At 67.4% G+C, this 13,481-nt stretch carries 22 protein-coding genes; all 22 read left to right on the top strand.

Annotated elements, in window-relative coordinates:
• Positions 1 to 38: 38 nt before the first annotated feature.
• The 22 genes from COUCH_RS35305 to rpsH all read left to right on the top strand — a co-directional run bounded on the left by COUCH_RS35305 (position 39) and on the right by rpsH (position 13,475).
• Positions 39 to 353, top strand: a complete 315-nt coding sequence (locus COUCH_RS35305) for a hypothetical protein (protein WP_249613913.1) — start codon at positions 39 to 41, stop codon at positions 351 to 353.
• An 87-nt stretch (positions 354 to 440) separates the two neighbouring features.
• Positions 441 to 914 carry a hypothetical protein gene (locus tag COUCH_RS35300; protein WP_346015958.1) on the top strand — a complete coding sequence of 158 codons (474 nt, stop codon included), beginning with the start codon at positions 441 to 443 and terminating at the stop codon, positions 912 to 914.
• A 394-nt stretch (positions 915 to 1,308) separates the two neighbouring features.
• Entirely contained in the window at positions 1,309 to 1,683 is a 375-nt protein-coding gene (rpsL, locus tag COUCH_RS35295; protein ID WP_014440718.1) for a 30S ribosomal protein S12, read from the top strand.
• 1 nt (position 1,684) lies between these two features.
• Entirely contained in the window at positions 1,685 to 2,155 is a 471-nt protein-coding gene (gene rpsG / locus COUCH_RS35290) for a 30S ribosomal protein S7 (RefSeq protein WP_249609472.1), read from the top strand.
• A 109-nt stretch (positions 2,156 to 2,264) separates the two neighbouring features.
• Positions 2,265 to 4,361, top strand: coding sequence for an elongation factor G (fusA, locus tag COUCH_RS35285; RefSeq protein ID WP_275980035.1), 2,097 nt, complete (start codon positions 2,265 to 2,267; stop codon positions 4,359 to 4,361).
• A 119-nt stretch (positions 4,362 to 4,480) separates the two neighbouring features.
• Positions 4,481 to 5,674: an elongation factor Tu gene (gene tuf / locus COUCH_RS35280; protein WP_249609471.1), complete on the top strand. Its 1,194-nt coding sequence runs from the start codon at positions 4,481 to 4,483 to the stop codon at positions 5,672 to 5,674.
• Between the two features lie 392 nt (positions 5,675 to 6,066).
• Positions 6,067 to 6,375, top strand: a complete 309-nt coding sequence (gene rpsJ, locus COUCH_RS35275) for a 30S ribosomal protein S10 (RefSeq protein ID WP_007073037.1) — start codon at positions 6,067 to 6,069, stop codon at positions 6,373 to 6,375.
• 11 nt (positions 6,376 to 6,386) lie between these two features.
• The gene (rplC, locus tag COUCH_RS35270) at positions 6,387 to 7,040 is read left to right on the top strand and encodes a 50S ribosomal protein L3 (protein WP_249609470.1); all 654 of its coding nucleotides are present in this window, start codon (positions 6,387 to 6,389) and stop codon (positions 7,038 to 7,040) included.
• Positions 7,037 to 7,702 (top strand): 50S ribosomal protein L4, encoded by a 666-nt coding sequence (gene rplD / locus COUCH_RS35265; protein WP_249609469.1) that lies wholly within the window; start codon positions 7,037 to 7,039, stop codon positions 7,700 to 7,702. Before rplC ends, rplD begins: the two co-directional genes overlap by 4 nt.
• Complete coding sequence (gene rplW, locus COUCH_RS35260) at positions 7,699 to 8,001, top strand: 50S ribosomal protein L23 (protein ID WP_199515836.1); 303 nt, start codon at positions 7,699 to 7,701, stop codon at positions 7,999 to 8,001. The genes rplD and rplW overlap by 4 nt, the downstream gene beginning before the upstream one ends.
• A 14-nt stretch (positions 8,002 to 8,015) precedes the next feature.
• Complete coding sequence (gene rplB, locus COUCH_RS35255) at positions 8,016 to 8,855, top strand: 50S ribosomal protein L2 (RefSeq protein WP_067495870.1); 840 nt, start codon at positions 8,016 to 8,018, stop codon at positions 8,853 to 8,855.
• Positions 8,856 to 8,868: 13 nt separating this feature from the next.
• Entirely contained in the window at positions 8,869 to 9,150 is a 282-nt protein-coding gene (rpsS, locus tag COUCH_RS35250; protein ID WP_014440726.1) for a 30S ribosomal protein S19, read from the top strand.
• Positions 9,151 to 9,183: 33 nt separating this feature from the next.
• Positions 9,184 to 9,660 carry a 50S ribosomal protein L22 gene (gene rplV / locus COUCH_RS35245; protein WP_249609468.1) on the top strand — a complete coding sequence of 159 codons (477 nt, stop codon included), beginning with the start codon at positions 9,184 to 9,186 and terminating at the stop codon, positions 9,658 to 9,660.
• Positions 9,660 to 10,520: a 30S ribosomal protein S3 gene (gene rpsC / locus COUCH_RS35240; protein ID WP_249609467.1), complete on the top strand. Its 861-nt coding sequence runs from the start codon at positions 9,660 to 9,662 to the stop codon at positions 10,518 to 10,520. The genes rplV and rpsC overlap by 1 nt, the downstream gene beginning before the upstream one ends.
• A gap of 3 nt (positions 10,521 to 10,523) precedes the next feature.
• Positions 10,524 to 10,949, top strand: a complete 426-nt coding sequence (gene rplP / locus COUCH_RS35235) for a 50S ribosomal protein L16 (protein ID WP_015618999.1) — start codon at positions 10,524 to 10,526, stop codon at positions 10,947 to 10,949.
• Positions 10,949 to 11,182, top strand: a complete 234-nt coding sequence (gene rpmC, locus COUCH_RS35230) for a 50S ribosomal protein L29 (protein WP_015619000.1) — start codon at positions 10,949 to 10,951, stop codon at positions 11,180 to 11,182. The genes rplP and rpmC overlap by 1 nt, the downstream gene beginning before the upstream one ends.
• Positions 11,179 to 11,454 carry a 30S ribosomal protein S17 gene (gene rpsQ, locus COUCH_RS35225; protein ID WP_249609466.1) on the top strand — a complete coding sequence of 92 codons (276 nt, stop codon included), beginning with the start codon at positions 11,179 to 11,181 and terminating at the stop codon, positions 11,452 to 11,454. Before rpmC ends, rpsQ begins: the two co-directional genes overlap by 4 nt.
• 97 nt (positions 11,455 to 11,551) lie before the next feature.
• Entirely contained in the window at positions 11,552 to 11,920 is a 369-nt protein-coding gene (gene rplN, locus COUCH_RS35220) for a 50S ribosomal protein L14 (protein ID WP_015619002.1), read from the top strand.
• On the top strand, positions 11,917 to 12,237 hold the full coding sequence (gene rplX, locus COUCH_RS35215) for a 50S ribosomal protein L24 (protein ID WP_199515897.1): 321 nt from the start codon (positions 11,917 to 11,919) through the stop codon (positions 12,235 to 12,237). The genes rplN and rplX overlap by 4 nt, the downstream gene beginning before the upstream one ends.
• Entirely contained in the window at positions 12,237 to 12,806 is a 570-nt protein-coding gene (gene rplE, locus COUCH_RS35210) for a 50S ribosomal protein L5 (RefSeq protein WP_249609465.1), read from the top strand. Before rplX ends, rplE begins: the two co-directional genes overlap by 1 nt.
• A 2-nt stretch (positions 12,807 to 12,808) precedes the next feature.
• The gene (locus COUCH_RS35205) at positions 12,809 to 12,994 is read left to right on the top strand and encodes a type Z 30S ribosomal protein S14 (RefSeq protein WP_106130632.1); all 186 of its coding nucleotides are present in this window, start codon (positions 12,809 to 12,811) and stop codon (positions 12,992 to 12,994) included.
• Positions 12,995 to 13,067: 73 nt separating this feature from the next.
• Positions 13,068 to 13,475, top strand: a complete 408-nt coding sequence (gene rpsH, locus COUCH_RS35200; protein ID WP_071803329.1) for a 30S ribosomal protein S8 — start codon at positions 13,068 to 13,070, stop codon at positions 13,473 to 13,475.
• Positions 13,476 to 13,481 lie beyond the last annotated feature (6 nt).

The following is a 13,481-nucleotide window of genomic DNA, read 5'->3' as shown; positions in this document are numbered from 1 at the left end:
CGCTCCCCGCTGCCAGCAGTGCGCCCACCCGCCACCCGATGGATCCGGAGCCGGCGCCGTCCACCAAGGCCCGCGCTGTCTTCGCGCTCGGGCTGGTGGCGTTCCTGACCGGAGCGTTCGTCGGAGGCGTGATTCCCGCCACGGTCGCGTTGTTGCTCGCCCGTCAGGTGAGCCGCGAGCAGTACGCCGCAGCCGGCTACCTGACCGGTGGCAAGTGGGTGCGCCGTGGCCGCTTGCTGGCCTGGGCGGGCATAGTCCTCGCGTTGACCGCCCTGGTCGTCGCCACCATCGCCGGCCTGCTGCACCTCGCCGCCACCCCGGGCGGCCAGGACTTCGACTCCTCGACCGACTGATCGCCGGCGCGGGGCCCTCGGGCTGCGGCGGACCACCATCGGGTGACATGCTCGACGTTCAGGCTTATGCGGCGAGAGGGACGGTCCGTGACACAGCAGCCAGGTTCGTGGCCGGGACAGCCGCAGCCGCCGGCCGTGATGCTTCCCAGGCCGGGGGAGGCGTGGACCCCGGAACGGGTCGAGCCGGTCCCGGGCACGGAGTTCGGCCTGGTCCAGCTGCGTGTTGCGCCGATCACGTCCGGGCAGGCGATCGGCTCGCTCATCGCCGGCATCGCCTCCATCCTGGTTGCCACCCTCGTGCTCTGCTTCGGCGTCGCCGGTTCGACCCAGGGCTGGGGAGGCGTCGTGGCGGGAGCCTTCGCGCTTCTGGGCGCGCTGGCCGGCGGTGGTGCGATCGCGGTCGGACTGGTCGCCCAGCGGCAGATCAAGCGCTCCGGCCAGGCGGGCCGCGTACGCTTCACCGGCCGCGGCGTGGCCATCGCGGGCATCTCGTGCGGTGGTGCCGGCGTGGGAATCGCAGCCCTGACTCTGCTGTTGGTATTGGTGTTGCAGTCGTCGTGATGCCGTGTGGTGCGGGAAACGGGCACCTCGGCTTTGTCGCGCCGGAGCACCCGGTACACTTGGTATGCGGAGATGTCCATCGTCAGGCTGGCTGGTCAAGCGGGGTTCGTTTTGACCTGCGTGCCTGTGGTGGGTACTCTTTCCCCTCGTGCCCGGGCTAGCCCGGGCAACTCGTGCGTGCGCCCGAGTCGGTAGGCACTGACGGGGTGAGCACGACGGGCTGAAGCCCGACAAAGACAAGACTCGTTGCACGCGAGAGCGTGCGGCGGGACCGTGAGCCGGACGACACGCCCGACCGCGGGTGCGGGGCAACCCTCCGGGTCGGCTCGCACACAAGGCAGAAACGAAGACGGTGCGGCCGCTGAAGGGCGGCCGAAGGGAGCGGAGAAACCCGGTGCCCACGATCCAGCAGCTGGTCCGAAAGGGCCGCCAGGCGAAGACGAGCAAGACCAAGACGCCGGCGCTGAAGGGAAGTCCTCAGCGGCGCGGCGTGTGCACGCGCGTGTACACCACCACCCCCAAGAAGCCCAACTCTGCGCTGCGCAAGGTCGCTCGTGTGAAGCTGAGCAGCCAGATCGAGGTGACGGCGTACATCCCGGGCGTCGGCCACAACCTGCAGGAGCACTCGATCGTGCTCGTGCGCGGTGGCCGTGTGAAGGACCTCCCGGGCGTCCGCTACAAGATCGTCCGCGGTTCGCTGGACACCCAGGGTGTCCGCAACCGCAAGCAGGCCCGCAGCCGTTACGGCGCGAAGAAGGAGAAGAGCTGACATGCCGCGTAAGGGCCCCGCTCCGCGCCACCCGGTGGTTCCGGATCCGGTCTACAACTCCCCGCTGGTCACCCAGCTGGTGAACAAGATCCTCATCGGCGGTAAGCGTCAGCTCGCCGAGCGGATCGTCTACGGCGCTCTCGAGGGCTGCCGGGAGAAGAACGGTACCGACCCCGTGGTGACGCTGAAGCGGGCCATGGACAACGTCAAGCCGACCCTCGAGGTTCGCAGCCGCCGCGTCGGCGGCGCGACCTACCAGGTGCCGGTCGAGGTCCGTACGCCGCGTCAGACCACCCTCGGTCTGCGCTGGCTGGTCCAGTACTCCAAGGCCCGCCGCGAGAAGACCATGATCGAGCGTCTCCAGAACGAGCTGCTCGACGCCAGCAACGGCCTCGGCGCTGCCGTCAAGCGGCGTGAGGACACCCACAAGATGGCGGAGTCCAACAAGGCCTTCGCGCACTACCGCTGGTAAGACCCCCGTTGCCGGCCCGGTGTCCACCGGGCCGGGACGCCGGTCGTTCCGGTTCTCCGCGACATCCCGCGGAACACAGTCGACACGACGACGAAGAGTAGGGATTGCAGTGGCTGCCGCAGACGCGCTCGCCAAGGTACGCAACATCGGCATCATGGCGCACATCGACGCTGGTAAGACCACGACGACCGAGCGCATCCTGTTCTACACCGGCATCACGTACAAGATCGGTGAAGTCCACGAGGGCGCGGCCGTCATGGACTGGATGGAACAGGAACAGGAACGCGGCATCACCATTACTTCCGCCGCCACGAAGTGCGAGTGGAAGGGCCACACGATCCAGATCATCGACACGCCCGGCCACGTCGACTTCACGGTCGAGGTCGAGCGGTCGCTGCGTGTGCTCGACGGTGCCGTCGCCGTCTACGACGGTGTCGCCGGCGTGGAGCCGCAGACGGAGAACGTCTGGCGGCAGGCGGACAAGTACAACGTCCCTCGTATGTGCTTCGTCAACAAGCTCGACCGGACCGGCGCCGACTTCTTCCGCTGCGTGCAGATGATGATCGACCGGCTCAACGCGACGCCGCTCGTGCTGCAGATCCCGATCGGGAACGAGGCCGACTTCATCGGCGTCGTCGACCTGGTGGAGATGCGTGCCCTCACCTGGCGTGGTGAGACCCAGAAGGGTGAGGACTACGCGACCGAGGACATCCCGGCCGACCTCGCCGACTCCGCCGCCGAGTGGCGCGAGAAGCTGCTCGAGACGCTGGCGGATGTCGACGACGCCGTCATGGAGAAGTACCTCGAGGGCGAGGAGCTCTCGGCCGACGAGATCCGCGCCGCGATCCGCCGCGCGACCATCGCGGGTAAGGCCAACCCGGTCCTGACCGGTACCGCGTTCAAGAACAAGGGCATCCAGCCCATGCTCGACGCGGTCGTGGCGTACCTGCCGTCGCCGCTGGACATCCCGGCCATCGAGGGCACCGCGACGGACGGCGAGACGCCGCTGCAGCGCAGGCCCTCGAACGACGAGCCCTTCTCGGCGCTGGCGTTCAAGATCCAGACCGACAAGCACCTCGGCAAGCTCACGTACGTGCGGGTCTACTCCGGCACGCTCGAGTCCGGTTCCCAGGTGGTCAACTCCACCAAGGACCGCAAGGAGCGGATCGGCAAGATCTACCAGATGCACGCGAACAAGCGTGAGGAGCGCGCCACCGCGCAGGCCGGCGACATCATCGCCGTCCAGGGTCTCAAGCAGACCACCACCGGTGACACGCTCAGCGACCCGGCCAACCCGGTCATCCTGGAGTCGATGACCTTCCCGGAGCCGGTCATCCAGGTCGCCATCGAGCCGAAGACCAAGTCGGACCAGGAGAAGCTGGGCACCGCGATCCAGCGTCTGGCCGAGGAGGACCCGACCTTCCGCGTCTTCAACGACGAGGAGACCGGGCAGACGATCATCGCCGGCATGGGCGAGCTGCACCTCGACATCCTCGTCGACCGGATGCGCCGCGAGTTCAACGTCGAGGCGAACATCGGTAAGCCGCAGGTGGCGTACCGCGAGACGATCCGCGGCACCGTGGAGAAGCTCGACTACGTGCACAAGAAGCAGACCGGTGGCTCCGGCCAGTACGCGAAGGTCGTCGTCAAGCTCGAGCCCCTGCCGCTCGCGGCCGACGGCCCGACGTACGAGTTCGTCAACGCGGTGACCGGTGGCCGTATCCCCCGGGAGTTCATCCCGTCGGTCGACGCCGGCGCGCAGGACTCGATGCAGTACGGCGTGCTGGCCGGCTACCCGCTGGTCGGTGTCAAGCTGACGCTGCTCGACGGCCAGTACCACGAGGTCGACTCGTCCGAGATGGCGTTCAAGATCGCCGGCTCGATGGTGATGAAGGAGGCGGCCCGCAAGGCCGACCCCGCGCTGCTCGAGCCGATGATGTCCGTCGAGGTGACCACGCCCGAGGACAACATGGGCGACGTCATCGGCGACCTCAACTCCCGTCGTGGCATCATCCAGTCGATGGAGGAGCGCTCCGGCGCCCGAGTCGTCAAGGCCCTGGTGCCGCTGTCGGAGATGTTCGGCTACGTCGGCGACCTGCGGTCGAAGACCGCCGGCCGGGCTAGCTACAGCATGCAGTTCGACTCCTACGCCGAGGTGCCGCAGGGCGTGGCGAAGGAGATCATCGCGAAGGCCACCGGCGCCTGATGCGTTGAGGCGCGTGCGGTCCGTCGAGGACCGCACGCGCACAAGCAGTCGACAGAGTCCTAATCGCCTTATCGGCGTGCCGGGCGAGAAAAGAAACCACAGTCCACAGGAGGACACCAGTGGCGAAGGCGAAGTTCGAGCGGACTAAGCCGCACGTCAACATCGGCACCATTGGTCACATCGACCACGGTAAGACGACGCTGACTGCGGCCATCACGAAGGTCCTGCACGACGAGTACCCGGACCTGAACCCGTACACGCCGTTCGACGAGATCGACAAGGCGCCGGAGGAGAAGGCCCGCGGCATCACGATCTCGATCGCGCACGTCGAGTACCAGACCGCTGCGCGGCACTATGCGCACGTGGACTGCCCCGGCCACGCTGACTACATCAAGAACATGATCACCGGTGCCGCGCAGATGGACGGCGCGATCCTGGTGGTTGCGGCGACCGACGGCCCGATGCCGCAGACCAAGGAGCACGTGCTCCTGGCCCGCCAGGTCGGCGTTCCGTACATCGTCGTCGCGCTGAACAAGAGCGACATGGTCGAGGACGAGGAGCTCCTGGAGCTCGTCGAGCTCGAGGTCCGCGAGCTGCTGAGCACCTACGAGTTCCCGGGCGACGACGTTCCCGTCGTGCGCGTCTCGGCGCTCAAGGCGCTCGAGGGCGACGCGGAGTGGACCGGCAAGCTCATGGAGCTGATGAACGCGGTCGACACCGCGATCCCGCAGCCCGAGCGTGAGACCGAGAAGCCGTTCCTCATGCCGATCGAGGACGTCTTCACGATCACCGGTCGCGGCACCGTGGTCACGGGTCGCGCCGAGCGTGGCATCCTCAAGCCGAACGAGGAGGTCGAGATCGTCGGCATCCGCGAGAAGTCGACGAAGACCGTCTGCACCGGCATCGAGATGTTCCGCAAGCTGCTCGACGAGGCCCGCGCGGGCGAGAACGTCGGCCTCCTGCTGCGCGGTATCAAGCGCGAGGACGTCGAGCGCGGCATGGTCGTCGTGAAGCCGGGCACCACGACTCCGCACACGGAGTTCGAGGGCCAGGTCTACATCCTCTCGAAGGAAGAGGGCGGCCGGCACACCCCGTTCTTCCAGAACTACCGCCCGCAGTTCTACTTCCGTACCACGGACGTCACCGGCGTCGTCACGCTGCCCGAGGGCACCGAGATGGTCATGCCGGGCGACTCCACCACCATGTCGGTCAAGCTGATCCAGCCGATCGCCATGGAGCAGGGCCTGAAGTTCGCGATCCGTGAGGGTGGCCGTACCGTCGGCGCCGGAACGGTCACGAAGATCAACAAGTGATTGGTGGTTGTCCCGGCCGGCTGTGACGTAGGCCGCGGACAACCCTCAACGGTGACCCCGATTAGCATTGCCGCGATCGATCCGGCATACTAGTCAGGTTGCGTCCGCGCAGGGTGGTTGGCTGCCATTGCAGTTCGGTAGCCAACCACCCTCGCCCGGTGTCCGGCGTGTGTGAGAGCCGTCGGTCGCCCCGCTCCCGACGGATGGGGGTAGCTCCCTGAGGGGCTTCTCCACGGGCATGATCGCCTCAGAGCTCTGGGGCGGAGCCTGGTTCCAGAGCGCGACACGCCCGACCGCGGGGGTCGGACAACGCAGGATCAACGGTCCTGCGGGCATGCGAGGGCCACCGCCCTCGCACGTAGCGGCATCGAGAGAAGGAAACAGAAGCCACCATGGCGGGACAGAAGATCCGCATCCGGCTCAAGGCCTATGACCACGAGGTCGTCGACTCCTCGGCGCGGAAGATCGTCGAGACGGTGACGCGGACCGGGGCGCAGGTTGCTGGCCCGGTGCCGCTGCCCACGGAGATCAACCGTTTCTGCGTGATCCGTTCGCCGCACAAGTACAAGGACTCGCGCGAGCACTTCGAGATGCGCACGCACAAGCGTCTGATCGACATCATCGACCCGACTCCGAAGACGGTCGACTCGCTCATGCGCCTCGACCTGCCGGCTGGCGTCGACATCGAGATCAAGCTGTAGGGATCCGGACAATGGACAGGCAAGTGAAGGGCATCCTGGGCGCCAAGCTCGGCATGACCCAGGTCTGGGACAACAACAAGGTCGTCCCGGTAACCGTGGTGCAGGCCGGCCCGTGCGTCGTGACCCAGGTCCGCAGCGCCGAGACGGACGGCTACGCCGCCGTGCAGCTGGCGTACGGCCAGATCGACCCGCGCAAGGTGAACAAGCCGGAGAGCGGCCACTTCGCCAAGGCCAACGTGTCGCCGCGCCGCCACATCGTCGAGCTGCGGACCACCGACGCCGGTGAGTACGAGCTCGGCCAGGAGGTCACCGTCGAGGCGTTCGCGGTCGGTACGCCGATCGACGTCACCGGTAAGACCAAGGGCAAGGGCTACGCCGGCGTCATGAAGCGGCACGGCTTCCACGGCCTCAAGTCGAGCCACGGTGTCGAGCGCAAGCACCGCTCGCCGGGCTCGATCGGCGCCTGCGCGACCCCCGCGCGTGTCTTCAAGGGCACCCGGATGGCCGGTCGCATGGGCAGCAAGCGCTTCACCGTGCAGAACCTCACGGTGCAGGCCGTCGACACCGACAACAACCTGCTGCTGATCAAGGGCGCCGTGCCCGGCCCCAAGGGCGCGCTGATCCTGGTCCGTACGGCGGCGAAGAAGAAGGGTGGTGCCAAGTGAGCTCGGTTGACGTGATCAACGCCGAGGGCACGAAGGCCGGCTCCGTCGAGCTGCCCGACGACATCTTCGACGTGCAGGCGAACATCCCGCTGATGCACCAGGTCGTCGTCGCCCAGCTCGCGGCCGCCCGGCAGGGTACGCACAAGGCGAAGACCCGCGGTGAGGTCGCCGGCGGCGGCAAGAAGCCGTACAAGCAGAAGGGCACCGGCCGCGCCCGTCAGGGCTCGATCCGCGCCCCGCAGTTCACCGGTGGTGGCGTCGTGCACGGTCCCGTGCCGCGCGACTACAGCCAGCGGACCCCGAAGAAGATGAAGGCTGCCGCCCTGCGTGGCGCCCTCTCCGACCGGGCCCGCGAGGGCCGCGTGCACGTGGTGGAGGCGTTCGTCGCCGGCGAGACGCCGTCCACGAAGGCCGCGATCGCCACGCTGCGCAAGGCGACCGAGTCGACCAAGGTCCTGGTTGTCCTGGGCAGCTACGACGAGAAGAACTGGCTGTCGCTGCGGAACGAGCCCACCGTCCACCTCATCGAGGCCGGTCAGCTCAACACGTACGACGTGCTTGTCGCGGACGAGGTCGTCTTCACCAAGGAAGCGCTCGAGGAATTCCTCGGCGTTCCGGCTGCGGCCAGCGGCCAAGCCGACGGAGCGGAGGGGAACAAGTGAGCACGATCGCCGACCCGCGCGACATCATCGTCGCGCCCGTGGTCTCCGAGAAGAGCTACAGCGTTCTCGACCAGAACTGGTACACGTTCCTCGTCCACCCGGACGCGAACAAGACCCAGATCAAGATCGCGATCCAGCAGATCTTCGATGTCCGCGTGCTGACGGTGAACACCGCGAACCGCGAGGGCAAGCGCAAGCGCACCCGCACCGGCTTCGGGCAGCGCAAGGCGACCAAGCGCGCCATGGTGAAGCTGGCTGACGGTGACCGTATCGAGGCCTTCGGCGGCCCGGTCAGCTAAGGGGTTTGTGAATCATGGCTATCCGTAAGTACAAGCCGACCACGCCGGGCCGTCGCGGCTCCAGCGTCGCCGACTTCGCTGAGATCACCCGGTCGACGCCGGAGAAGTCTCTGCTGGTTCCGCTGCCCAAGAAGGGTGGTCGCAACGTCCACGGCCGCATCACGACGCGGCACCAGGGCGGCGGTCACAAGCGGCAGTACCGGCTGATCGACTTCCGGCGCAACGACAAGGACGGCGTGCCGGCCAAGGTCGCTCACATCGAGTACGACCCCAACCGCACCTCGCGTATCGCACTGCTGCACTACGCCGACGGCGAGAAGCGCTACATCCTCGCGCCGAAGGACCTCAAGCAGGGCGACCGCGTCGAGTCGGGCGTGGGCGCGGACATCAAGCCGGGCAACAACCTGCCCCTGCGCAACATCCCGGTCGGTACGACGGTCCACGGTGTGGAGCTTCGTCCCGGCGGTGGCGCCAAGCTGGCTCGTTCGGCCGGCGTCGGCATCCAGCTCCTGGGCCGTGAGGGCGCGTACGCCACGCTGCGTATGCCCTCCGGTGAGATCCGTCGTGTCGACATCCGGTGCCGCGCGACCGTCGGCGAGATCGGCAATGCCGAGCAGTCGAACATCAACTGGGGCAAGGCCGGCCGCATGCGGTGGAAGGGCAAGCGCCCGACCGTCCGTGGTGTCGCCATGAACCCGATCGACCACCCGCACGGTGGTGGTGAGGGTAAGACCTCCGGTGGTCGCCACCCGGTCAACCCGGCTGGTAAGCCCGAGGGCCGTACCCGCCGCAAGGGCCAGGAGAGCGACAAGCTGATCGTTCGCCGCCGCTACGCCACCCGCAAGCGCGGGTAACGGGAGTTAAAAGATGCCTCGCAGCCTGAAGAAGGGCCCGTTCGTCGACGACCACCTGATCAAGAAGGTGGAAGTCCAGAACGAGAAGAACTCGAAGAACGTCATCAAGACCTGGTCTCGGCGCTCGACGATCATTCCCGACATGCTCGGGCACACGATCGCCGTGCACGACGGGCGCAAGCACGTCCCGGTGTTCATCACCGAGGCCATGGTCGGGCACAAGCTCGGCGAGTTCGCTCTGACCCGTACGTTCAAGGGTCACGAGAAGGACGACCGCAAGAGCCGTCGTCGCTAAGCAGTCCACGGATAAGAACAAGGGGTTACAGCGATGCCAGTCAAGGGCGACGCTCCGGCGCTTCCGGGCGCGCGGGCGGTTGCGCGCCACGTGCGCATCTCGCCGAACAAGGCGCGCCGTGTGATCAACCTCGTCCGCGGTCTGCCCGCGAAGGAGGCTCTCACGGTCCTGCAGTTCGCGCCGCAGGCTGCGAGTGAGCAGGTTTACAAGGTGCTCGCCAGCGCGATCGCGAACGCCGAGAACAACGAGCGGCTCGACCCGGACGCGCTCCTGGTCAGCGAGGCGTTCGTCGACGAGGGTCCGACGCTGAAGCGGTTCCGGCCGCGGGCGCAGGGCCGGGCGTACCGGATCCGCAAGCGCACCTGTCACATCACCGTCGCGGTGGAGGCCGTTCAGGTCGCCACGCCGGCCCGCAAGGCCGCCGCGAAGAAGGCCGCTCCGGCCAAGAAGGCGGCCCCGGCCGCCGAGGCCACGCCGGCCGAGTCCCAGAGCACGGAAGGTGCCGAGTAATGGGTCAGAAAGTTCACCCCACCGGGTTCCGGCTCGGCATCTCCACCGACTGGAAGAGCCGCTGGTTCGCGGACAAGCTCTACAAGGACTACATCGGCGAGGACGTCAAGATCCGCCGCATGATGTCCAAGGGCCTGGAGCGCGCCGGCATCTCCAAGGTGGACATCGAGCGCACCCGGGACCGGGTCCGCGTCGACATCCACACCGCCCGGCCGGGCATCGTCATCGGCCGTAAGGGCGCGGAGGCCGACCGGATCCGCGGCGAGCTCGAGAAGCTCACCGGCAAGCAGGTCCAGCTGAACATCCTCGAGGTGAAGAGCCCCGAGTCGGACGCGCAGCTCGTCGCGCAGGGCGTCGCCGAGCAGCTGTCCAGCCGCGTCAGCTTCCGCCGCGCCATGCGCAAGGCAATGCAGTCGGCCATGAAGAACCCGGTCTGCAAGGGCATCCGCGTGCAGGTCTCCGGCCGCCTCGGCGGCGCGGAGATGAGCCGCACGGAGTTCTACCGTGAGGGTCGCGTTCCGCTGCACACGCTGCGCGCCAACATCGAGTACGGCTTCTTCGAGGCCCGTACCACGTTCGGCCGCATCGGCGTGAAGGTCTGGATCTACAAGGGCGACGCCGTGCCCGGTCGCGAGGTCGCCCCCGAGGCGCCCGCGCGTCCGCGCCGTGACCGTGGCGACCGCCCGGACCGTCCGCGCCGTGGCCGTTCCGGTTCGTCCGGCACCACCGCGGGTGGTACGGAGGCCGGCCGTGCCGCCGCTGCCGCCCAGGCCAAGGGCGACACCCCGACCGGTGAGTCGATCGCCGACGCGGCCGTCGCCGCAGCGCCGGCCACCGCCGACCCGCAGCAGGAGGGCTGACACATGCTGATGCCGCGTAAGCCCCCGAAGGGCTTCCGCAAGCCGCACCACCCGGACCGCCACGGCGCGTCCAAGGGCGGCAACCGGGTGGTCTTCGGCGAGTTCGGTATCCAGGCCCTGGAGCCGGCGTACGTGACCAACCGGCAGATCGAGTCGGCCCGTATCGCCATGACCCGTCACATCAAGCGTGGCGGCAAGGTCTGGATCTCGATCTTCCCGGACCAGGCCCTGACCAAGAAGCCCGCCGAGACCCGCATGGGTTCCGGCAAGGGCTCCCCGGAGTGGTGGGTGGCGAACGTCAAGCCGGGACGCATCCTCTTCGAGATGTCGTTCCCGAACGAGACGATCGCGCGCGAAGCGATGCGACGCGCGATCCACAAGCTCCCGATGAAGTGCCGCATCGTGACGCGCGAAGTGGGTGAAAGCTGATGGCAGCGGGCGTTAAGCCGGCCGAGCTGCGCGAGCTCTCCGAAGAGGAGCTGGTCTCGCGGCTGCGGGAGGCGAAGGCGGAGCTGTTCAATCTTCGCGTGCAGGGCGCGACCGGGCAGCTCGACAATCACCGTCGACTGCAGGTGGTCCGCAAGGACATCGCGAGGATCTACACGATCATGCGTGAGCGTGAGCTGGGGCTCTCGGCCGCGCCGAGTGAGGTGACAGCATGAGTGAGAACACTGCTGCTGCCCCCCGGCCTCAGCGCAAGGTGCGCGAGGGCTTGGTGGTCAGCGACAAGATGGACAAGACCGTCGTCGTCGAGGTCGAGGACCGCGTCAAGCACGCCCTCTACGGCAAGGTTCTCCGTCGCACCCGCAAGCTCAAGGTGCACGACGAGCAGAACGCGTGCGGCATCGGCGACCGGGTCTTGATGATGGAGACCCGTCCGCTCTCCGCCACCAAGCGGTGGCGCGTCGTGGAGATCCTCGAAAAGGCCAAGTGAGTGCGTTGGGCCGGCTCCGGCCGGCCCAGCGGACCATCGTTCCGCCAAGCTTCGGCTGATCCATCCCCGGAGAACTGGCAGACATTAGGAGACAGACGTGATCCAGCAGGAGTCGCGACTGCGCGTCGCCGACAACACGGGTGCCCGGGAAATTCTGTGCATCCGCGTACTGGGCGGCTCCGGTCGCCGCTACGCGAGCATCGGCGACGTCATCGTGGCCACGGTCAAGGACGCCATCCCGGGTGCCGGTGTGAAGAAGGGCGACGTCGTCAAGGCGGTCATCGTCCGCACCGCCAAGGAGAAGCGCCGTCCCGACGGCTCGTACATCCGCTTCGACGAGAACGCCGCCGTCATCATCAAGGACGGTGGAGACCCCCGCGGTACGCGTATCTTCGGCCCGGTCGGCCGCGAGCTGCGCGACAAGCGGTTCATGAAGATCATCAGCTTGGCGCCGGAGGTGCTCTGACCGTGAAGATCAAGAAGGGCGACACGGTCGTCGTCATCGCCGGCAAGGACAAGGGTGCCAAGGGCAAGGTCATCGCGGCCTTCCCGCGGCAGGACAAGGTCCTCGTCGAGGGCGTCAACCGCATCAAGAAGCACGAGCGCATCCGTACGACGCAGCGCGGTTCGAAGACCGGCGGCATCGTCACGCAGGAAGCCCCGATCCACATCTCGAACGTGCAGATCGTGGACGACCAGGGCAAGCCGACCCGCGTCGGCTACCGCGTCGACGACAACGGCCAGAAGGTCCGTATCGCGCGTAGCACCGGTAAGGACCTGTGATGACTGCCGCTACTGAGCCCAAGACCCTGCCCCGGCTGAAGCAGAAGTACCGCAGCGAGGTCATCGCCGCGCTTCAGGAGCAGTACAAGTACGGCAACCCGATGCAGGTTCCCGGCCTGGTCAAGGTCGTCGTGAACATGGGTGTCGGCGAGGCCGCCCGGGACGCCAAGCTGATCGACGGCGCCGTACGGGACCTGACCACCATCACCGGTCAGAAGCCGCTGGTGCGGCGGGCGACCAAGTCCATCGCGCAGTTCAAGCTGCGTGAGGGCATGCCGATCGGCGCGAAGGTGACCCTGCGCAACGACCGGATGTGGGAGTTCCTGGACCGGCTGCTGTCGATCGCGCTGCCGCGTATCCGTGACTTCCGCGGCCTCGACGGGCGCAAGCTCGACGGGCACGGCAACTACACGTTCGGTCTGACCGAGCAGTCGGTGTTCCACGAGATCGACCAGGACCGGATCGATCGCACGCGGGGCATGGACATCACGGTGGTGACCACCGCCAAGACCGACGAGGAGGGCCGGCAGCTGCTCAAGCTCCTGGGCTTCCCGTTCAAGGAGAACTGAGCATGGCGAAGAAGGCCCTGATCCTGAAGGCTGCCGCGAAGCCGAAGTTCGCTGTCCGGGCGTACACCCGCTGCCAGCGTTGCGGCCGGCCGCACTCGGTCTACCGCAAGTTCGGCCTCTGCCGGGTCTGCATCCGGGAGATGGCCCACCGTGGCGAGCTCCCCGGTGTGTCGAAGGCCTCCTGGTAACCCCGACTCAGCAGCACCGCTTCGCCGTAGGCCCCCGCGGGGGAACCCCGGCGAGAAAGGTTGACGAATACCCATGACGATGACGGACCCGATCGCAGACATGCTCACGCGTCTGCGCAACGCCAACCAGGCGTACCACGACAAGGTGACCATGCCCTTCTCGAAGATCAAGGCGAACATCGCCGAGGTCCTCAAGGCGGAGGGCTACATCGCCTCCTGGTCGGCCGAGGAGCCCGAGGAAGGCGCTGTCGGCAGGCGTCTGGTCGTTGAGCTCAAGTACGGCCAGAACCGCGAGCGCAGCCTCGCCGGCATCAAGCGCGTGTCCAAGCCCGGTCTGCGGGTTTACGCCAAGTCCGACGAGCTCCCGCGCGTGCTCGGCGGCCTGGGCGTCGCGATCATCTCGACGTCCCAGGGCCTCCTGACCGACCGGCAGGCCCGCAAGCGGAGCGTTGGCGGGGAAGTCCTCGCCTTCGTCTGGTAACGGAGA

This window comes from Couchioplanes caeruleus (assembly GCF_023499255.1).
GTDB lineage: Bacteria > Actinomycetota > Actinomycetes > Mycobacteriales > Micromonosporaceae > Actinoplanes > Actinoplanes caeruleus_A.
The sequence above is the reverse complement of the archived record's forward strand: the minus strand, read 5'-3'. Positions and strand labels throughout refer to the sequence as shown.